We start from the raw sequence: 18,581 nt of genomic DNA on the forward strand, positions 1-18,581 counted from the left end.
ACATTGTCAGGTAACTTGACAGAATCGCCTTGCGCAGAGATCGTCAGGATGCTTGACGATATTCGGTAAGGAGATATCCGATGAAAGGACCGATCATGGCCACCCTGCTCACCCTCGGTGCGGCGGCTGCATCTGCGGAGACGCCTCTCGACAGCGCGCAGCTCGACGGGCTGCTGACCGGAAACACAGTCTACTACACGCTCGGCCCCGGGGGTCCGGGCGGGCCGAATGGCGGCGAGGCGCCGATGTTCTACGGGCCGGACGGCTACGTCGCCGCGGACCTGCCGAACGGCGTGAAACTTGTCGGCACGTGGCAGCTTGACGGCGCAGGCTATTGCGTCGACTGGGAAAACGGGCCGCGCGGCAGTTGCACCGTGGTGCACAAGCGGGACGGCGCGATCCTCACGCTCGACCGGACGAGCGGTGAGAGCCGGGGCGACATCGCGCGGATCGTGCCGGGCAATCCGGAGGCGCTTTGACGCCTCCTCGGCCGTCCCATCCGGGGCGGCCAGACCGGATCAGGCGGCGCCGACCGGGCGCAGGCCAGCGGATTTCGGGGCAGCGGCGATCTCGCCCTGCTCCGTCACCATGTCGGCGAGGCGCTGAAGTTCGGGGGACATCTTGTCCTGGGCCAGCGCCCGCAGGCGATGCGGCAGGCGGCCCATCGCTCCTTGCGCACCGCCACATTGCGCGACGATCCAGGCGGCGACGGCGACGATGGCGTCGGTCTCTTCAGGATCCGTGGCGAAGAGGCGGCGCGCCTCGCGCAGGATCGACTGCTGTTCCAGCGGATCGGTGCGGCCCTCGACCTCGGCCAGCGCGATCAGGATGGCTGCGCCTGCGATCCGCGGATCCTCAATGGTATCAACCGGATGAACGCCGGCCTTGCAGCGATAGTCGACGCGGAACGCCGCAACCTGCACTTCGTCCGTTGCCCCCGCGATCTCACCGGCCTGAATGCAGAGCGCGCGCAGCCACACCCAGTAAAGTGCGCATGCAACCAGCCCCGCCAATGCGAAGAGTATCGTCGTCGTGGTCATCTGTTTCCCCCCGGAACTCCACTTATTGTGGGAGACCTTGCCCGCACCCTTGGGCAAGAATGAGACAAAACCGGGGCGGGAACGCGTCGTTTCAATCAATCGGCGCGGTTGTATTGCGACCCGGCTGTCCTCGTTCGGCGCGTCTCCTGCCACGCCCAACGCCCCTCGTCCATATCGACGAACGGTTAATGAAAACTTTCGTTACGGCATGAGTGATTTCGGCGGTGTGCCGCCGATCTTCAAGCGCGGGGGCTGTCACTGCGACAAAACGCATCGCGACCGGAGGTCCCTCCGGTCGCGGCGCGGACCTGCCCGGCAGGTCGGATCAGTGGGCGATCACCCGCCGGATGTCGGCGATCGCCTCGCCCATCTCATCGGATTCGGCGCGGTGAGCGGCGGCGCTCACCGCCTCCGACATCGCGACGAGATCGGGCAGCACCGCGGGGCCGGAGAGCCAGCGCAGACGACGCGCGAGACGGTGCATCGCGGGATGCGGCCCCTCGCACTGCTCCACGAGCCAACGCCCGATGGAGATCAGCTCGTCAGCCTCATCGGAGTCGATGTCGAAGACGCGCTGCACCTCCGCATGGATCACCTCCATCTCGGGTGCGGACACGCCGCCCTGGCTTTGCGACAGGGCAATGAGAAGGCCGGTGGCGGCGATGCGCGGATCATCGACGCTGTCGCCCGGATGCACATCGGCATGCTGGCGATAGCCGAAACGTTGCGCCGCAGTGCGCACGTCGCGCGCCGCGGCGATCAGATCACGACCGAGACCCGGCGTGATGCGGAGCCTCAAATAGAATAGAGCAGCCAGCCCGACGAGGCCGGCAAAAGGGATAAGGGGGGACATGGCGGCAATCCCGGTTTGTTCGCATTGATAGCGAAAAACAGCCTACCACCGAGAATGCGGCAAGAATTTGACCAATTTTACTCAACCGTTGATTGAGCGGATTTTCGCCGAAAAGTGACGTAGCGTCACCACACCCCCGGGCCGCCTTGGTTTCAGTTCGCAATCGTCCGGCGTATCTGCGCGATGGCCTCCTGTGCCTCGATATTGTTGCCGCCGACCGCCGCCACGGCCGACCCCATCTTCATCAGGTCCGGCAGCACGTCGCCGCCCGCCAGCACCCGCAACCGCTTTGCGAGACGCCGCAGGGCCGGTTGCGCGCCGCCGCACTGCCCGATGACCCAGCGCCCGACGGCGATAAGCTCGTCTGCCTCTTCGGACGCGATATCGAAGACCCGCTGGATCTCCAGCCGGACGGCCTCGAGCTCCGCCGCCGTCAGCGCGCCGTCCGATTCTGCGATTGCAATCAACAGCCCCGTCGCCGCGATACGCGGATCGTCGATGCTGTCGCCGGGATGGACGTTGTGCTTGCGCCGGTATCCGAAGCGCCGCGCCGCCAGCCGCACATCGTTCGCCGCATCGAGCAGTTCGCCGCCCATCTCGCGCGCCGCCTTGATCCGCCAGTACCAGATGGCCGCAGCACCGATGGCACCCAGCAACATGATCAGGATCGGCATCGAGAAGGTCCCCTACCCACGTGTCCCCCGGGCGCAACCTATACGGGCAGTTGTGGCGGGAATGGGGCAGGTGCGGCGCGTGATGCGCGCGTGCCCCCGGCGTTGCATCCGCGCAACGCCGGGGACGGTGGCGTCAGAGAAGCCCGCGTTCCCACGGACCCGTGATCGCGAAGGTGATCCCGGGCGTCTGGGCGTTCACGAAGAGGATGCGCCCCGACGGATCGAAGGTCGCACCTGCCCATTCGTCCTCGCGATAGTCGCCCGGCTCGATGAAGGTCGTGGCCTTGCCTGCGGACTGGATGTCCGCCGGTTCGAGCTGCACGTTGTTCTTCGCGAAGATGTAGGTCTCGCCCGCCGGGGTCAGGCCCAGCAGCCGCTCGCCGGGGCCGAACGCATCCTCGACACCGCCGCCATCCTCGCAGAGCAGCACGCCGCCGCGCGGGCTGACGGTGATGTTGTCGGGGTTGTTGCCCGCCACCGGGTTATCCGACTTGAACACGCAGGAGATCGTCTCGCTGGCCGGATCGTAGGTCCAGACCGCCCCCTCGCCGCGCCCGATCACGTCGGCCACGCCGTCATGCTCGCCACGCCCGGCGGAGGTGTCGACGATATACATCAGCCGGTCGGTGTCGGAGTACCAGATCCCCTCGAGCCTCGAGAATCGCAGCGCGCCCTGGTCGCGGCCCTGCACGAAGGGGCCGGAGGCGGTGTTCTCCTCGTCATGCGGGAACTCGGTGAAGGGCTGCGGGTCCATGTCGGGCTCCGCGATCTCCACCCATTCGAGCTGGTGCGTCTCGCCCATCGCAGGATCCAGCAGGTCAGCTTTGTCGATCCCCGCGATCTTCGCCATTTAGAGCGTGCCACCCTGCTCCAGCGCGCCGAGGCGGCGGGACGTGTCGTTGGGCTCGAACTTGTAGAGGCCCGCCTGGTTGCGGTCGTCCTCGGTCAGGAACACGGCACCCGTGCGCGGGTCGAGGGCAACGGCCTCGTGATCCATCCGGCCCATCGCGACGATGGGATTGCCCGTGGTCTCGCCCCGCTGGTCGGACACCTCGAAGACGTAACCGTGCTTGCGCCCGCCCTCGCTGGTGAAATCGGCGAGGTCTTCCTCGCAGGTCAGCCACGTGTTCCACATGGTCGGCCCGCCCGCGCAATTGTCGATGGTCCCACCCAGCGTCGGCTCTGCCTCGGCCCAGGCGCCGGAGCGGTAGACGATCTTCGTCGTGCCGCCCGACAGCGGCCCCGTCACGTCGTCGTCGGTCACATCGGCGGTGTCGTAGGTCGCGGGCGCCTGGATCAGGCCGACCTCGGGCAGCACCTTCGATTCGTGGTTGCGGATCAACGTGATCTCCGGCTCGCCGTTCACGAGGCGGGAGCGGACGACCGCCATCCCGTCATGCTCCATCGGCGTCGGGTTGCCATCGATCATCAGATCGCCCGACCAGCCGAAGGACTGGTAGGTGAAGCCCTCGGGCAGTTGCAGCAGGTAGAGCCCCGTGGTGCGGTCCGCGACCGGCTGCACCGGGCCGTAGGGCGAGGGGATCGGCTCCATCCGGCCCTGCGCCATCGCCTGCCGGCTGTAGAGGCCGGACAGCGGCACGGCGAGTGCGGCGGTGGCCGTTCCGCGCAGCAGCGCACGGCGGTCGAGTTTCATCTGGCTCATCGGGGTCTCCTCCTCGGCTGGATGACGGCAGCGTGACAGCCGCGCATTGCGGTCGCGCGTCAGTTGCATGACGAGACGGATACGGTTCGATGACGCTGGCGGCGGGGGCAATCCGTGCTACACGGGCGGAACCACTTTCGCGCCGGACCCGCCCATGCTCCCCATCATCGCCAAGACGCTGCCCTTCTTCGTGCTGATCGGGCTGGGCTACGCGGCGGCGGCGACCCGCTTCTTCGGGGCGGAGGCCGCGGCGGTGCTCACAAAATTCGTCTTCTTCTTCGCGCTGTCGGCGATGCTGTTCAACTTCACCGCGACGCTGGAGATCTCGGCGCTGACCGACTGGACCTTCCTCGGCTGCTATCTCCTCGCCTCCGTGCTGGTCTACGCGCTCGCCACCGCCGTGGCCGTCGTCCGCAAGCAGGGTGCGGCCGTCGCGGCGGTCGAGGCGCAGACGGCGGTGATCGGCAATGTGGGCTTCCTCGCGATCCCGATGCTGGTGGCGCTGTTCGGCGAGCGGGCGGCCGCACCGGTGCTGATGGTGCTCTGCGTGGACCTCATCGTCTTCGGCTCGGTCATCGTGGCGGTGATCGTCGGCAGCCGGGGGCGACTGGGGCTCTCGACCTTCGGCACGATCGGCATGGGCCTTCTGAAGAACCCGATGGTGATGTCGATCAGCGCCGGGTTGCTCTGGTCGCTAGCGGGCGCGCCAGTCCCCGGCCCCATGGCCGATTTCCTCGACGTGCTGGGCTCCGCTGCGACGCCCGTGGCGCTCTTTGCTATCGGCGCCTCGCTGGCGGGCAAGTCGGCGGAGCGGGCGAGCGTCGCACTCTGGCTCTCCTCGCTGAAGCTGGTGGTGCATCCGCTGGTGGTCGCGGTCTTCGCGCTCTTCGTCTTCGACATCGAGCCCTTCGCGGCCTCCATGATGATCGCGACGGCGGCGATGCCGGTGGCGGGCAACATCTACATCATCGCGCAGCACTACGAGGTCGCACCGCAGCGCGCCTCCACCGCGATCCTGTTCTCCACGGTGCTGAGCGTGGTGACGCTGACCTTCGTATTGGGATGGATCGGATGAGCGTGCTCTGCATCGGTGCGGCCCATTGGGACATCATCGCGCGGGCCGAGGGCCGCGTGGCGTTCGGAAACGACCTGCCCGGCGTGGTGGAGCGGCGCCCCGGCGGTGTCGCCTGCAACGTCGCGCTCGCACTCGCCCGGGCGGGTGTCGAGGTGGAGCTCGCCGCCACGATCGGCTCGGATCCGGCGGGGGAGGAGCTCGCGGCCGCGCTCGCTGAAGCTGGAATTACCCTGCGACTGCAGAGAATTGCCGCACCCACCGACCGCTACATCGCGATCGAGGATGGGAGCGGCGCCCTCGTCGCCGCCATCGCCGACACCCGGGCGCTGGAGGCAGGCGCCGCCACGCTGATCGACGGGCTCGCGACGACGGACGGCCCCGTGGTGCTCGACGGCAACCTGCCGGAGGCCACACTCGCAACCCTTCCCGCCTTTTCCGACCTGCGCCTGGTTCCGGCGAGCGCGGCGAAGGCAGTCCACCTGCTCCCTCTGATCACGCGCGGCGCCGGGGTCTATGCCAACCTCTCCGAAGCCACCGCCCTGACCGGGCGTGCGGGGCCCGAGAGCGCGGCGACCGAGCTGATCCAACGGGGCGCCCGCTTCGCGCTCGTCACTGCCGGAGCCGGGGCCGCAGTGCTCGCACGAGCCGATGGAACGACCAGCGCCCTGCCCCGCCCGGCCTTGGGCAGCGTCACCGGCGCGGGCGATGCGCTCGTCGCGGGCCATATCGCGGCCGAGTTGCGGGGCCTTGACGACGCCGCGGCGCTCGACGAAGCCCTGGCCGCCGCCGCCCGCCACCTGACCGGAGACACCGCATGACCGCCCTCCTGATCTTCTCCGCCGAGGTCGAGGCCGCTCGCCGCGACGGCCGCCCGCTGGTGGCGCTGGAGTCGACGATCATCACCCACGGCATGCCCTGGCCGCAGAACCGCGACACGGCGCGCAAGGTCGAGCAGGTGATCCGCGACGCGGGCGCCGTGCCTGCCACGATGGCGGTGATGAACGGCGCGATCCGCATGGGCCTTGATGCGGAAACGCTGGACGCGCTGGCGCAGGCGGAAGGCGTCCTGAAACTCTCCCGCGCCGACATCGCGGCGGCTTTGGCGTCGGGCGCGACCGGTGCGACGACCGTCGCGGGCACCATGATCTGCGCCCGCCTCGCCGGGATCGAAGTCTTCGCCACGGGTGGCATCGGCGGGGTCCATCGCGGGGCGGAGACAAGCTTCGACATCTCCGCCGACCTCCGCGAGTTGTCGGAAACCCCGGTGACGGTGGTCGCGGCGGGGGCGAAGGCGATCCTCGACCTGCCGAAGACGCTGGAGGTGCTGGAGACGCTCGGCGTGCCCGTCATCGGCTACCGCACCGACCGCCTGCCCGCCTTCTGGTCGGCGGCGTCGGAACATCCGGTGCCGCTGCGGATGGACAGCGCAGGCGAGATCGCGGCGGCCCATCGGATGCGTTACAGGATCGGGCTCCCCGGGGGTCAACTTGTAACAAATCCGATCCCGGCCGACGCCGAGATCCCGGCCGCCGAGATCGACCCGATCATCGTGCAGGCCCTGGCCGAGGCCGAGGCGCAGGGCATCGCCGCCAAGGAGGTGACGCCGTTCCTCCTGCAACGCATCTTCGAACTGACGAATGGACGCTCGTTGGAGGCCAACATCGCGCTGGTGAAGAACAACGCCCGGCTCGCCGCCGAGATCGCGGTGGAGTTGGCGAAGGATGCGTCCGGCGGGCGTACTTGAGGGAAAGATGAAAGGGCGGCGCGGATGAACCTGACGGACGCCGAGTGGCAGGCTCTCGCCCTGTCCCTTCAGGTCGCGGGCATCGCGACGGCGGTGGCGTTGCCGCTCGCCTACCTCGCCGCATGGACGCTGGCCCGGGTGCGGTTTCCGGGCAAGAGCATCGCCAAGGCCCTGATCCAGCTGCCTCTCGTCCTGCCGCCGGTCGTCGTGGGCTACCTCCTCCTGACGCTGTTCGGGCGGGACGGGGCGCTTGGCGCCCCGCTCGGCGCGTTCGGGATCACGGTGCCGTTCACCACGCTCGCCGCCGGGATCGCGGCGGGGGTGATGGCGTTTCCGCTGATCGTGCGCGCCTGCCGCCTCTCCATCGAGGCGCTGGATCCGAAGCTGGAGGATGCGGCGCGGATCCACGGCGCCTCCCGCTGGCGGGTGTTCCTGACGCTGTCGCTGCCGCTCTCCCTGCCCGGTCTGCTGGCGGGCGCGACGCTGGGATTTGCCCGAGGCTTCGGGGAGTTCGGGGCGACCATCGTCTTCGCCGCCAACATTCCCGGCGAGACGCGGACGCTGCCGATCGCAATCTACTCCGCCCTGCAATCGCCGACCGGGGACGAGGCGGCGGCGCGGCTCGTCACGATCTCCGTCATCGTGGCCGTCGCCGCCTTCATCCTGTCGGAATGGTTGGAGCGGCGGACCCGCGCGCGGCTCTCGGGGCGGAGGTGAGTGCGTTTCTCGACATCTCGGCCCGGCTGGAGCGCGGGGCCTTCACGCTTGCCGCGGACCTCGTGAGCGATGCCGGGATCACGGTGATCCACGGGCCATCCGGGGCCGGGAAGACGCTGTTTCTCCACGTCGTTGCCGGGTTGGTGCGCGGCAATGGCAGCCGGGTGTGCGTCGGCGGGCGGGTGCTCGACGGGGTGCCGCCGGCGGGCCGCGACATGGCGATGGTCTTTCAGGAGCCGCGCCTGTTCCCCCATATGAGCGTCCGGCGCAACCTGCTCTACGGTGCGCGCGGCGACGTGGCGGAGGTGGCGGAGCGGCTGGAGATCGCGCAGTTCCTCGACCGGCGGCCCGCGGATCTGTCCGGCGGACAGGCGCAGCGGGTGGCCATCGGGCGCGCTGTGCTGCGGGCGCCGTCGCTGTTGCTGCTGGACGAACCGCTCTCCTCCCTCGACGAAGCACGCAAGGCCGTTGCGCTTGATCTGTTCCGCGAGCTGCCCGGGCGCGGCACACGGCTCCTGATGGTCAGCCACGATCCGCGGGAGGCCAAGGCGCTCGGCGCGCAGGTCGTCACCATGACCGAGGGGCGGCTGGCGTGACACCGGTCCTGATCGCGGGTCCCACGGCCTCGGGCAAGTCGGCGCTGGCGCTCGCGATGGCGGAGCGGGACGGCGGCGCGGTCATCAACGCCGATGCTTTGCAGGTCTACGCCGACTGGCGGGTGCTGACCGCGCGCCCCTCGGCGGAGGAGGAAGCGCGGGCGCCGCACATGCTCTACGGCCATGTGCCCGGCGAGGTCGCCTATTCCACCGGGCGGTGGCTGCGGGAGGTGAGGCAGGCGCTGGCGGACTGCACCGCGCGGGGCCTCCGCCCGATCATCGTCGGCGGCACCGGGCTCAATTTCACGTCGCTCACCAGTGGCTTGGTCGACATTCCGGAGACGCCGCCCGAGGTGCGCGCCCGTGCCGATGCGCTCGGTCCCGAGGCCCTGCGCGCCGATCTCGCCGCCCGTGACCCGGCGACGCTCGCCGCCATTGACGCCGCCAATCCGATGCGGGTGCAGCGCGCGTGGGAGGTGTTGGAGGCGACCGGCCGCCCCTTGATCGACTGGCAAGCGGAGACGCCGCCGCCGCTCCTGCCGCTGTCCGCCACCGTGCCGCTGGTGCTGCGCCCCGACATCCCCTGGCTCAACGCCCGCATCGCCGCGCGCTTCGACCAGATGCTGGCGGAGGGTGCGCTGGAAGAGGCCCGTGCCGCCCTGCCCGGCTGGGACCCGGCGCGCCCCTCGGCCAAGGCACTCGGCGCGCCGGAGCTGATCGCTCATCTACGCGGCGAGCTCACGCTGGACGACGCCCGCGACCGCGCCGTCACCCTCACCCGGCAATACGCCAAGCGCCAACGGACCTGGTTTCGCAACCGGATGAAGGACTGGCGGGTGCTCGATATCGGGCCGGAGACGCGGCTTTCGGACCTGCTCGCGGCGGTCTGACCCCTTCCCCTCGGCGCGCGGCTCACGTATCTGACGCCCATGACCCAACCGATCCATATCATCGGCGGCGGCATGGCGGGCTCCGAAGCCGCCTGGCAGGCCGCATCGCTCGGCGTTCCCGTGGTGCTGCACGAGATGCGGCCCGTGGTGGAGACCTTCGCGCATCAGACGCAGGGACTGGCGGAGCTCGTCTGCTCCAACTCCTTCCGCTCCGACGATGACGAGAGCAACGCGGTGGGCCTGTTGCATTGGGAGATGCGGCAGGCGGGCGGCCTGATCATGGAGATGGGGGACAAGCATTCCATTCCGGCGGGCGGGGCGCTCGCCGTGGATCGCGATGCATTCTCCGACGAGGTCACGGCGCGGCTGGAAGCACATCCGCTGGTGACCATCGAGCGGGGCGAAGTCGCGGGCCTGCCGCCCGAGGAGTGGGACAGCGTGATCGTGGCCACAGGACCCCTAACCTCGCCCGCGCTGGCCGAGGCAGTGCTGGAGCTGACGGGCGAGGAGAGCCTTGCCTTCTTCGATGCTATCGCACCCATCGTCCATGCCGACAGCATCGATCTGTCGAAGGCGTGGTTCCAGTCCCGCTATGACAAGGGCGAGACGGAGGAGGAGCGGACCGCCTACCTCAACTGCCCGATGGACGAGGGCCAATACGAAGCCTTCATCGACGCGCTGCTCGAAGCGCCCAAGACCGAGTTCAAGGAATGGGAGAAGGACACCCCCTATTTCGACGCCTGCCTGCCCATCGAGGTGATGGCGGAGCGTGGCCGCGAGACCCTGCGCTGGGGGCCGATGAAGCCGGTGGGGCTGACCAACCCGCACGCACCGGACGTCAAGCCGCACGCGGTGGTGCAGCTCAGGCGGGAGAACGCGCTCGGCACGCTCTACAACATCGTCGGCTTCCAGACTAAGATGAAGTACGGCGCGCAAGCGGATGTTTTCCGGTCTATTCCCGGGTTGGAGAGCGCGGAGTTCGCCCGGCTCGGCGGCATTCACCGGAACACGTTCCTGAACTCGCCGCGGCTGCTCGATGGGCGGATGCGGCTGCGTGCGCGCAGCTCTCTGCGCTTCGCCGGGCAGGTCACGGGCGTCGAGGGCTATGTGGAGTCCGCCGCGATGGGCCTGCTCGCGGGACGGCTCGCGGCCTATGAGCGGCTGCGGCTGGAAGTTGCGACACCGCCGCAGACCACGGCCATCGGGGCGCTGCTGGGTCACATCACCGGCGGGGCGGAGGCCGAGACCTTCCAGCCGATGAACGTGAACTTCGGCCTCTTCCCGCCGTTGGAGGCGCCCGCGAAGGGTCGGCGCGGCAAGAAGGACCGGAAGATCGCCTATACCGAGCGCGCGAAGGCGGACTGGCAGGCGTGGCTCGCCACCCTGCCCTCGGTCCCCGCCGCGGCCTGAGGCGCTCGGCGCGAAGAGACAATCGTCCCGGCCGAAGCGCCGGGACCTTTCACAGACTTTCTCCACCACTTTTTGATGTTGAGCGCCCCGCTCGAAAAGGCCCCGGATCGGGTCCGGGGCGGTTCGTTACCTAACCATCTCGACCAAGGCGCCGGGACCTGCTTCGGTCCCGCGCCATCGCGCCGCGTTCGTTTCCCACGTCAACTTTTGGACATAACGTCCGGCACCGCTTATCCTTTGTTTCAGGAGGCGGCGATGGCGGACAAGTTTCTCGACAAGGTCTACGAGATCGACGGCAGTACGGAGGAGCTCTACACCGACTGGGCGGCGAGCTATGACGCGGAGCTGGCGGAGGCGGGCTACGCCACGCCGGGCCGCTGTGCTGCGGCGCTCGCGAGCGTGGTCGAGGACAAGGCCGCGCCCCTCATCGATGTCGGCTGCGGTACGGGTCTCGGCGGTCTCGCGCTGCGGCTGGAGGGGTTCGAGACGCTCGACGGGCTCGACCTGACGCAGGCGATGCTCGACCGGGCGGCGGAGCGGGGGATCTATCGCAGCCTGATCCGCGCCGATGCAGGCGAACTGCCGTTCAGCGCGGAGGACTATGCCAACGCCGCGGCCATCGGCCTCTTCAGCCCCGACCACGCCCCGGCGGAGACGATCGATGCGGTGCTGGAGCGGTTGCCGAGCGGCGGCCATTTCGTGTTTTCCCTGAACGATCATGCTCTTGCGGAGCGGAGCTACGAGGCGCGGGTTATGGCCTGGACCGATGCGGGGGCGGCCCACTGCGTCTTCCGCGAATATGGCGAGCACCTGCCCGCGCGGGACCTGAAATCGACGGTCTATGTCCTCCGGAAACGTTGAGCGCTTTGCGCCCTCGCCCACGGGTCTGCTGCATCTGGGCCATGCCTTTTCAGCGCTGACGGCGGGACGGGCGGCGGAGGGCGGCCGGTTCCTGCTGCGGATCGAGGACATCGATACCACCCGCTCCCGCCCCGAATTCGAGGCGGCGATCTGCGAGGATCTGGCGTGGCTCGGGCTGTCGTGGGAGGAGCCTGTCTGGCGGCAGTCCGAGCGGCTGGAGCACTATCGCGCCGCGGTGGACCGCCTGACGGCGATGGGCCTGACCTTTGCCTGTACGTGCACCCGCGGTGACATCAAGGCGGCGCTGTCGGCGCCGCAGGAGGGCGCGCCTGTGCATGGGCCCGACGGGCTGGTCTATCCGGGGATCTGCCGGGACGCGGGGCATCCGGCGGAGGGGGCCGCGATCCGGCTCCACATGGACCGGGCCATCGCGCACCTAGGCGGCGACGCGGCCGTGCGGCGCCTCACCTTCACCGAACTGGACGAAGGAGACCGTGGCGAGCGTGGCGACATCGCCCTCGATCCCGAACTGCTGCGGCATGGAATCGGCGATATCGTTCTGGCGCGGCGCGATATCGGCACCTCCTATCACGTGGCGGTCGTGATCGATGATGCGGCGCAGGGGGTGACGCATGTGACGCGGGGGCGCGATCTGTTTCCGGCCACCCCCATCCACCGACTGCTGCAGGCGCTGCTCGGCCTGTCGGTCCCGTTCTACCGCCACCACCGGCTGATCCGGGACGAGGCCGGCAAGCGTCTCGCCAAGCGGGATGACGCGCGGGCGATTCGGACGTACCGTGAGGCTGGCTGGACGCAGGAGGATGTGATGCGCGCCATCGGGATCGAGCCATGCGACCGCGCCTCCTCCTGATACTTGCTGCACTCGTTGCGGCTCCGCTCGCGGCCGAAACGCCCCTCCCCGAGATCGCTGCCGGTCTGCCGGATCAGGTGGCGGAGGCGAATGCCGCGTTCAATGCGCGGGTGCAGGCGCGTTTCGCCCTGCCGCTGGCGGAGGATGACCTGATCGCGGTGCTTGAGACGGACGGCTTTGCCGTGGATCGGAGCGTGAGCTTCGCCGATATCGAGCGGCGCGATGGCCTCTGCCTGCGTCGCTACCGGGTCGTCTGGAACAACGAGGGCGGCACGGTGGATGCGATCGGCGGCGCCTACGGGCTGGTCTGCCCGTGACGCAGGTCAGCCCCGCCCGCCCGCGACGGCGCCATCCGCGGCCGATCTGGAAGCGGCCGTTCACGCTGGTGCTTGCCGCGGCCGTGATCGCGTCCGCCCTCTGGCGCGTCTGGCCCCTACCGCCGCTGCCGCCGATCCTGCAGGACCTGCCCGAGGATATCGCCGCCGCCAACATGGAGCTCGAAGGGCGCATGGCCGCTCGCTTCCCCCGCCCGATCACCGTCGAGGCACTGGTGGAGGGGCTGCTGGACGAAGGCTTCGACGTAGCACCCGAGACCGCTTACGCGCAGATCTGGGCGCCGCGGCGCAACTGCCTGGTCACGGCGCGGGTGACGTGGACCTCCGAGGACGACAAGGTCGCGACGCTCAATAGCCTCTACGACAAACGCTGCGACTAGGCCTCGGGCGCCATCAATTCGACCTCCTCGCCCTCTCGCACCGCGGTGTAGAAGCAGGAGCGGCGGTTGGTGTGGCAGGCGGGGCCGGTCTGATCGACGATCAGGAGCAGGCAGTCGCGGTCGCAATCCACCCGGAACTCGATGAGGCGCTGGACGTGGCCCGACGTCTCGCCCTTGCGCCACAGCGCCTGGCGGGAACGGGACCAGTAGGTGACCTGGCCCGTCGCCAGCGTCTCCTCGATCGAGGCGCGGTTCATCCAGGCCATCATCAGGACCTCGCCCGTCTCGGCCTGCGCGATGGCGGGGATCAGGCCGTCGGCGGTGAGGCGCAGGCTGTCGAGGTCGAATGTCGCGGTCATGGCTCGGCCCTTTTCATGTCGGTATGCGGCGTCTAGTTAAGGAATGGCTGACTGACAAGCGAGGCCCGCGATGTCCGACGACATGATGAAGCTTTATTCGCAGCGCATTCTGGCGCTGGCAGCCGACATTCCGCATCGCGAGCGGCTGGAGGATCCGCAGGCCACCGTGACCCGGCGCTCGCCGCTCTGCGGGTCGACCGTAACCGTCGATCTCGACGTGGAGGACGGGCGGATCACGCGGTTCGGGCAGGACGTGAAGGCCTGCGCGCTCGGTCAATCCTCCGCCGCCGTGTTCGCGGCCCAGGCCGTGGGCCGGACGCTGGAGGAGGTGCGGACCGCGCGTGATCAGCTTCGCGCGATGCTCAAGGAGGGCGGGCCGGTGCCCGACGCGCCCTTCGACGGGTACGAGGCGCTGAGCCCCGCGCGCGATTATCGCAACCGCCACGCCTCGATCCTTCTGGTGCCCGAGGCGACGGTGGAGGCGATGGAGAGCCTTGCAGACAAAAAAGTCGCCGCAACCTCCTAGAGGTGCGGCGACAGTGGGGCGAAGACCGGCCCACACCAGCCAGAGGCGGCCGTGGGACAGGCGGGCCGGGGTCCTTCGGCGGTCAGCTCAGAGCATCAGGGACGAGACGATCATCACGCAGATCGCGGCGAGGCCGATGGCGTCACCCACCATGTGCGTGCGGTTCGCTTGGGCAGTGTGGATCAGGCGGGCGATCATGGCAGCTCTCCGGTCGTTCTCTCCTGTTGCCTTAACGTTCTCTTAAAGTTCGAGTCGCGTCAACGAAAAATGAGAACAAACGTGAACACCCTGTCAGCCTACTGACAGAAGCCGGATCGCGCGGTCCTGTTCCAGCAGGTAGAGCAGCACTCGCGCCGCCTCGCCGCGCGGCGACGTCAGCCCGCCGTCGCGGTCCAGCAGCATCCGCGCGTCCCGCTGCGCGAGCTGCATCAGGGCCGCCTGCCGTTCGAGATCCGCGATGCGGAAGCGCGGCAGGCCCGATTGCGCGGTGCCGAGCACGTCCCCTGCCCCGCGGATCCGAAGATCCTCCTCGGCGATGCGGAAGCCGTCCTCGGTCTCGCGCATGATCTCCAGCCGCGCGCGGGCGGTCTCGCCCAGCGGCGGGGAGTACATCAGGAGGCAGGTCGATTTCTCCGATCCCCGCCCCACGCGCCCGCGGAGCTGGTGGAGCTGGGCGAGGCCGAAGCGTTCGGCCTGCTCGATCACCATGATGGAGGCGGCGGGCACGTTCACGCCGACCTCGATGACGGTGGTGGCGACGAGCAGCCGGGTGCGGCCCGCGACGAAATCGGCCATCGCCGTGTCCTTCTCGGCCGGTGGCAGGCGGCCGTGGACGAGGCCGACCTGATCGCCAAGGGCGACGCGCAGGGCGCGGGCGCGCTCCTCGGCGGCCGCCATCTCGACCACTTCGCTTTCCTCGACCAGAGGGCAGACCCAGTAGGCTTGGCGACCTTGCGCGAGGGCGGCGCGCAGGCGCTCGACCACTTCCTCAGTGCGGCTGGCGGAGACGAGAACGGTGTCGATGGGCTGGCGGCCCGGCGGCTTCTCATCGAGCACCGACAGCTCCATGTCGCCGTATTGCGCGAGGCTCAGCGAGCGCGGGATCGGCGTCGCCGTCATTACCAGGATATCGGCCTTCTCGCCCTTCTCGCCCAGCCCCATCCGCTCCCGCACGCCGAAGCGGTGCTGCTCATCGATGATGGCGAGGCGCAGGTCGGCGAAGGCCACGTCGCGTTGGAAGAGCGCGTGGGTGCCGATGAGGATATGGATGCGGCCTGCGGCGAGATCGGCGAGCTTCTGCTCCCGCGCCGCCCCCTTGTCGCGGCCCGTCAGGATGTCGAGGCGCAGGTTGAGCCCCTCGGCGAGCGGGGCGAGCCCCTCCAGATGCTGGCGCGCGAGTATCTCGGTCGGGGCCATGAGGGCCGCCTGCCCCCCGGCCTCCACCGCGGCGAGCATGGACAGAAAGGCGACGAGGGTTTTTCCCGATCCCACATCGCCTTGCAGCAGCCGGTTCATGCGGGTGGGCGCGGCCATGTCGGCGGTGATCTCGGCCACGGCGCGGGTCTGGGCTCCGGTCGGCTGGTAGGGCAGCGCGGCGAGCGCCTGGTCGCGCAGCGCGCCGTCGCCCTGCGTGCTCCGCCCCGGCTTCTTCCGCGCGTGCTGGCGGGCGAGTGCGAGGGTGAGTTGGTGCGCGAAAAGCTCGTCATAGGCGAGGCGCTGGCGCGCGGGCGTCGTGTCGGCGAGGTCGGCGGCACCTTGCGGGGCGTGGGCCGTGCGGATCGCGTCGGCCCAGGTGGGCCATTGTTTCTCGGCCACCACCGAGGGCTCGATCCACTCCGGCAGGTCCGGCACGCGGTCGAGCGTGCCGCCGATCGCCTTCGTCATCGTGCGCAGGGTGACGCCGGCCGTCAGCGGATAGGTCGGCTCGAAGGGCGGCAGCGCCTCCGCCTCCTCCCGGCTGAGCACGTGGTCGGGATGGACCATCTGCGCGATGCCGTCGAAGAGCTCGACCCGGCCCGAGACGACGCGCCGCCCACCCGGCGGCAGCGTCCGGCGCATCCAGTCGTCGCGGGCGTGGAAGTAAACCAGCAGGAACTCCGTCTCCGCGTCGCGCACCTGCACGCGGTAAGGGCGGTTGCGGCTCGTCGGCGGCTGGTGCGCGCCGATCTCGACCTCCACCGTGATCGTGGCGGGCAGCGGCTGGTCCTGGATGCTCGGCTTCGGCCGCCGGTCGGTGCCGCCCGTGGGCAGTGTCAGGAGCAGGTCCTTGGGCGAGCGGATGTCGAGGCGCTCCAGCAGCGGCGCGGTCTTCTTCCCCACACCCGGCAGGCCCGTGAGATCGGCGAAGAGCGGGAAGAGGCTTTCTGGGCGGCCGGTCATGCCGCCATCTGCCGCGATGGTCCGATGGCGCGCAAGCCGCCACGGTGGGTTTTGCGGAGGCGCAGCACGAGATCAGCCGATGAGCGCGAGCCAGTCATCCTCGCTGAGGATCTCGACGCCGAGCTCGCGCGCCTTCGTCTCCTTCGAGCCTGCGCCGGGCCCCGCGATCACGATATCGGTCTTCTTTGAGACGGAGCCGGAGACCTTGGCGCCGAGCGCCTCGGCCCGGGCCTTCGCCTCGGCCCGGGTCATCTTTTCCAGCGTGCCGGTGAAAACCACGATCTTGCCGGCGACGGGCGAGCCCTCGGTGGCCGGGGCGGCGACATCCTCGACGGTGAGATAGGCGAGCAGGTTGTCGAGCAGGTCCTTCGCGGCGGGTTCTGCGAAGAAATCCGCGATGGCCTCGGCCAGCACCGGGCCGACGCCGTCAATGGCAATCAGCTCGGCCCGCTCGGCACTGTCCGGCACGGCGGCCTCCATGGCCTCGCGGAACGCCGCCCAGCTACCGTAGTGGCGGGCGAGGAGCATCGCCGTCGTCTCGCCCACATGGCGGATGCCGAGGCCGAAGATCAGGCGGTTGAGCGGGATCGTGCGCCGCTCCCGGATCGCGGCGAAGAGGTTCTGCGCCGATTTCTCGCCCCAGCCCTCGCGGTTCTTGAGCTGGCGCAGGCCGGAGCCGAAGCGCTCCTCCAGCGCGAAGATGTCGGCGGGGGTGCGGATCCACTCGTCTTCGTAGAACGCCTCGACCTGCTTCGCGCCCAGCCCCTCGATGTCGAACGCCATGCGGGAGACGAAGTGCTTGAGCTTCTCCACCGCCTGGGCCGGGCAGATCAGCGCGCCGGTGCAGCGGTGGACGGCCTCGCCGGGTTCGCGGATCGCGGGGGAGCCGCAGGCGGGGCAGGTTTCGGGGAATTCGTAAGGGGCGGCGTCGGCCGGGCGACGGTCGAGGATCACGTCGCGGACCTTGGGGATCACGTCGCCGGCGCGGTAGATCTCCACCGTGTCGCCGACACGGATGTCGCGGCCCTCGCGGATCGGCTCACCCTTGCTGTCGCGCCCGGCGATGTAGTCGGCGTTGTGCAGGGTGGCGTTGGAGACGACGACGCCGCCCACCGTGACCGGATCGAGCCGGGCGACGGGGGAGAGCGCGCCGGTGCGACCGACCTGGATCTCGATCCCCGTCAGCGTCGTGACCGCGACCTCCGCCGGGAATTTGTGCGCCGTCGCCCAGCGGGGATTGTTGGAGCGGAAGCCGAGGCGGCGCTGCAGTGCGAGGTCGTCGACCTTGTAGACCACACCGTCGATGTCGTAGCCGAGATCGGGGCGCGCGGCGGCGATGGCGTCGTAATGCGTCAGCATCTCCTCGGCACTTTTGCAGAGCTTCGTCAGCGGGTTGGTCTGGAAGCCGAGCTGGGCAAGGCGTTCAATGGCGCCGGATTGGGTTTCGGCCAGCGGAGATGAGATCTCACCCCACGCATAGGCGAAGAAGCGCAGCGGGCGTGCGGCAGTGATGCTCGAGTCGAGCTGGCGAAGCGATCCGGCGGCGGCGTTGCGCGGGTTGGCGAAGACCTTGTTTCCCGCCTCCTCCTGCCGGGCATTGAGCGCCTGGAAGTCGGCATGGCTCATATATACCTCGCCCCGGACCTCGAGAGTATCGGGCGCGCCGTCGAGCGTTTCGGGAATGTCGTCGATGGTGCGGGCGTTCGCGGTGACGTTCTCCCCGGTCTCGCCATCGCCGCGGGTCGCGGCCTCCACCAGGCGGCCGCTCTCGTAACGCAGGCTGAGCGAGAGGCCGTCGATCTTGGGCTCTGCGGTGTAGGCGATGGGGTCCTCGGTGCCGAGGAAGCGGCGGATGCGGGTGTCGAACTCCGCGACCTCCTCGGCCTCGAACAGGTTGGAGAGCGAGAGCATCGCGACGCGGTGGCGGACCTTGCCGAAGGCGTCGGAGGGGGCGGCGCCCACCTTCTTCGACGGGCTGTCGGCTCGCGTGAGGTCGGGAAAGCGGGCCTCGATGGCCAGAACTTCGGCCTTCAGCCGGTCGTATTCGGCGTCCGAGATGATGGGGTCGTCGGCCTGATGGTACGCGGCATCCGCGGCGTTCATCCGCGTGGCAAGCTCGGCAAGGCGTTGCTCCGCCTCCGCCCGGGTCAGGTCGTCGATGTTCTGCGTGTCGGCCACGGCCGGCCTCCCTGCTGGCTGGGCCTCAGG

General features: G+C 69.3%; 19 protein-coding genes and 1 pseudogene. 13 read left to right on the forward strand and 7 right to left on the reverse strand.

The window, feature by feature from the left end; all coding sequences use genetic code 11:
- Positions 1-80 precede the first annotated feature (80 nt).
- Positions 81-479, forward strand: a complete 399-nt coding sequence (locus I0K15_RS19880; protein ID WP_196103209.1) for a hypothetical protein — start codon at positions 81-83, stop codon at positions 477-479.
- A 39-nt stretch (positions 480-518) separates the two neighbouring features.
- Here I0K15_RS19880 and I0K15_RS19885 read toward each other — a convergent pair whose 3' ends face one another.
- From I0K15_RS19885 to I0K15_RS19900, 4 genes and pseudogenes are all read right to left on the reverse strand, one after another.
- The gene (locus I0K15_RS19885; protein WP_196103210.1) at positions 519-1,040 is read right to left on the reverse strand and encodes a hypothetical protein; all 522 of its coding nucleotides are present in this window, start codon (positions 1,038-1,040) and stop codon (positions 519-521) included.
- A 325-nt stretch (positions 1,041-1,365) separates the two neighbouring features.
- Entirely contained in the window at positions 1,366-1,839 is a 474-nt protein-coding gene (locus I0K15_RS19890; protein ID WP_196103211.1) for a hypothetical protein, read from the reverse strand.
- Positions 1,840-2,045: 206 nt separating this feature from the next.
- Complete coding sequence (locus tag I0K15_RS19895) at positions 2,046-2,567, reverse strand: TerB family tellurite resistance protein (RefSeq protein WP_196103212.1); 522 nt, start codon at positions 2,565-2,567, stop codon at positions 2,046-2,048.
- A gap of 133 nt (positions 2,568-2,700) precedes the next feature.
- Positions 2,701-4,299, reverse strand: a pseudogene (locus I0K15_RS19900) (PhoX family protein).
- Between the two features lie 85 nt (positions 4,300-4,384).
- Between I0K15_RS19900 and I0K15_RS19905 the strand changes: the two are divergent.
- The 11 genes from I0K15_RS19905 to I0K15_RS19955 all read left to right on the forward strand — a co-directional run bounded on the left by I0K15_RS19905 (position 4,385) and on the right by I0K15_RS19955 (position 13,109).
- Positions 4,385-5,305 carry an AEC family transporter gene (locus I0K15_RS19905; RefSeq protein WP_196103213.1) on the forward strand — a complete coding sequence of 307 codons (921 nt, stop codon included), beginning with the start codon at positions 4,385-4,387 and terminating at the stop codon, positions 5,303-5,305.
- Positions 5,302-6,123 carry a PfkB family carbohydrate kinase gene (locus I0K15_RS19910; protein WP_230374197.1) on the forward strand — a complete coding sequence of 274 codons (822 nt, stop codon included), beginning with the start codon at positions 5,302-5,304 and terminating at the stop codon, positions 6,121-6,123. The genes I0K15_RS19905 and I0K15_RS19910 overlap by 4 nt, the downstream gene beginning before the upstream one ends.
- Entirely contained in the window at positions 6,120-7,049 is a 930-nt protein-coding gene (locus I0K15_RS19915) for a pseudouridine-5'-phosphate glycosidase (protein ID WP_196103215.1), read from the forward strand. Before I0K15_RS19910 ends, I0K15_RS19915 begins: the two co-directional genes overlap by 4 nt.
- A gap of 24 nt (positions 7,050-7,073) precedes the next feature.
- Positions 7,074-7,766: a molybdate ABC transporter permease subunit gene (gene modB, locus I0K15_RS19920; RefSeq protein WP_196103216.1), complete on the forward strand. Its 693-nt coding sequence runs from the start codon at positions 7,074-7,076 to the stop codon at positions 7,764-7,766.
- Complete coding sequence (locus tag I0K15_RS19925; protein ID WP_230374198.1) at positions 7,763-8,362, forward strand: ATP-binding cassette domain-containing protein; 600 nt, start codon at positions 7,763-7,765, stop codon at positions 8,360-8,362. The genes modB and I0K15_RS19925 overlap by 4 nt, the downstream gene beginning before the upstream one ends.
- A gap of 56 nt (positions 8,363-8,418) precedes the next feature.
- Positions 8,419-9,252 carry a tRNA (adenosine(37)-N6)-dimethylallyltransferase MiaA gene (gene miaA, locus I0K15_RS19930; RefSeq protein WP_230374418.1) on the forward strand — a complete coding sequence of 278 codons (834 nt, stop codon included), beginning with the start codon at positions 8,419-8,421 and terminating at the stop codon, positions 9,250-9,252.
- 39 nt (positions 9,253-9,291) lie between these two features.
- Positions 9,292-10,662, forward strand: a complete 1,371-nt coding sequence (trmFO, locus tag I0K15_RS19935) for a methylenetetrahydrofolate--tRNA-(uracil(54)-C(5))-methyltransferase (FADH(2)-oxidizing) TrmFO (protein WP_196103219.1) — start codon at positions 9,292-9,294, stop codon at positions 10,660-10,662.
- Between the two features lie 255 nt (positions 10,663-10,917).
- Positions 10,918-11,523 (forward strand): class I SAM-dependent DNA methyltransferase, encoded by a 606-nt coding sequence (locus I0K15_RS19940; RefSeq protein ID WP_196103220.1) that lies wholly within the window; start codon positions 10,918-10,920, stop codon positions 11,521-11,523.
- Entirely contained in the window at positions 11,504-12,394 is an 891-nt protein-coding gene (gene gluQRS / locus I0K15_RS19945; RefSeq protein ID WP_196103221.1) for a tRNA glutamyl-Q(34) synthetase GluQRS, read from the forward strand. Before I0K15_RS19940 ends, gluQRS begins: the two co-directional genes overlap by 20 nt.
- A complete protein-coding gene (locus tag I0K15_RS19950; RefSeq protein WP_196103222.1) occupies positions 12,373-12,711 on the forward strand; it encodes a hypothetical protein in 339 nt (112 codons plus the stop codon). The genes gluQRS and I0K15_RS19950 overlap by 22 nt, the downstream gene beginning before the upstream one ends.
- The gene (locus I0K15_RS19955) at positions 12,708-13,109 is read left to right on the forward strand and encodes a hypothetical protein (protein WP_196103223.1); all 402 of its coding nucleotides are present in this window, start codon (positions 12,708-12,710) and stop codon (positions 13,107-13,109) included. The genes I0K15_RS19950 and I0K15_RS19955 overlap by 4 nt, the downstream gene beginning before the upstream one ends.
- On the opposite strand, the gene hisI is transcribed toward I0K15_RS19955, so the two are convergent.
- Positions 13,106-13,468 (reverse strand): phosphoribosyl-AMP cyclohydrolase, encoded by a 363-nt coding sequence (hisI, locus tag I0K15_RS19960; protein ID WP_196103224.1) that lies wholly within the window; start codon positions 13,466-13,468, stop codon positions 13,106-13,108. The two genes, I0K15_RS19955 and hisI, sit on opposite strands and share 4 nt — an antisense overlap.
- 70 nt (positions 13,469-13,538) lie before the next feature.
- Here hisI and I0K15_RS19965 point away from each other — a divergent pair, with 70 nt between their 5' ends.
- On the forward strand, positions 13,539-13,994 hold the full coding sequence (locus I0K15_RS19965) for an iron-sulfur cluster assembly scaffold protein (protein ID WP_196103225.1): 456 nt from the start codon (positions 13,539-13,541) through the stop codon (positions 13,992-13,994).
- 291 nt (positions 13,995-14,285) lie between these two features.
- Here the strand turns inward: I0K15_RS19965 and recG are convergent, their stop codons facing one another.
- Positions 14,286-16,373 (reverse strand): ATP-dependent DNA helicase RecG, encoded by a 2,088-nt coding sequence (recG, locus tag I0K15_RS19970; RefSeq protein WP_196103226.1) that lies wholly within the window; start codon positions 16,371-16,373, stop codon positions 14,286-14,288.
- Positions 16,374-16,445: 72 nt separating this feature from the next.
- The gene (ligA, locus tag I0K15_RS19975) at positions 16,446-18,551 is read right to left on the reverse strand and encodes an NAD-dependent DNA ligase LigA (protein ID WP_196103227.1); all 2,106 of its coding nucleotides are present in this window, start codon (positions 18,549-18,551) and stop codon (positions 16,446-16,448) included.
- Positions 18,552-18,581 lie beyond the last annotated feature (30 nt).

Origin of the sequence: Pontivivens ytuae (assembly GCF_015679265.1) — a bacterium.
Taxonomy (GTDB): Bacteria; Pseudomonadota; Alphaproteobacteria; order Rhodobacterales; family Rhodobacteraceae; genus Pontivivens; species Pontivivens ytuae.

Excerpts from the sequence above, each read along its gene's own strand:
- miaA (WP_230374418.1), top strand. The coding sequence starts at position 8,419 with ATGGCGGAGCGGGACGGCGGCGCGGTCATCAACGCCGATGCTTTGCAG.
- I0K15_RS19940 (WP_196103220.1), top strand. The coding sequence starts at position 10,918 with ATGGCGGACAAGTTTCTCGACAAGGTCTACGAGATCGACGGCAGTACG.
- I0K15_RS19910 (WP_230374197.1), top strand. The coding sequence starts at position 5,302 with ATGAGCGTGCTCTGCATCGGTGCGGCCCATTGGGACATCATCGCGCGG.
- I0K15_RS19965 (WP_196103225.1), top strand. The coding sequence starts at position 13,539 with ATGTCCGACGACATGATGAAGCTTTATTCGCAGCGCATTCTGGCGCTG.
- I0K15_RS19880 (WP_196103209.1), top strand. The coding sequence starts at position 81 with ATGAAAGGACCGATCATGGCCACCCTGCTCACCCTCGGTGCGGCGGCT.
- I0K15_RS19915 (WP_196103215.1), top strand. The coding sequence starts at position 6,120 with ATGACCGCCCTCCTGATCTTCTCCGCCGAGGTCGAGGCCGCTCGCCGC.
- gluQRS (WP_196103221.1), top strand. The coding sequence starts at position 11,504 with ATGTCCTCCGGAAACGTTGAGCGCTTTGCGCCCTCGCCCACGGGTCTG.
- I0K15_RS19905 (WP_196103213.1), top strand. The coding sequence starts at position 4,385 with ATGCTCCCCATCATCGCCAAGACGCTGCCCTTCTTCGTGCTGATCGGG.
- I0K15_RS19950 (WP_196103222.1), top strand. The coding sequence starts at position 12,373 with ATGCGACCGCGCCTCCTCCTGATACTTGCTGCACTCGTTGCGGCTCCG.
- I0K15_RS19885 (WP_196103210.1), bottom strand. The coding sequence starts at position 1,040 with ATGACCACGACGACGATACTCTTCGCATTGGCGGGGCTGGTTGCATGC.
- recG (WP_196103226.1), bottom strand. The coding sequence starts at position 16,373 with ATGACCGGCCGCCCAGAAAGCCTCTTCCCGCTCTTCGCCGATCTCACG.
- I0K15_RS19895 (WP_196103212.1), bottom strand. The coding sequence starts at position 2,567 with ATGCCGATCCTGATCATGTTGCTGGGTGCCATCGGTGCTGCGGCCATC.
- hisI (WP_196103224.1), bottom strand. The coding sequence starts at position 13,468 with ATGACCGCGACATTCGACCTCGACAGCCTGCGCCTCACCGCCGACGGC.
- trmFO (WP_196103219.1), top strand. The coding sequence starts at position 9,292 with ATGACCCAACCGATCCATATCATCGGCGGCGGCATGGCGGGCTCCGAA.
- modB (WP_196103216.1), top strand. The coding sequence starts at position 7,074 with ATGAACCTGACGGACGCCGAGTGGCAGGCTCTCGCCCTGTCCCTTCAG.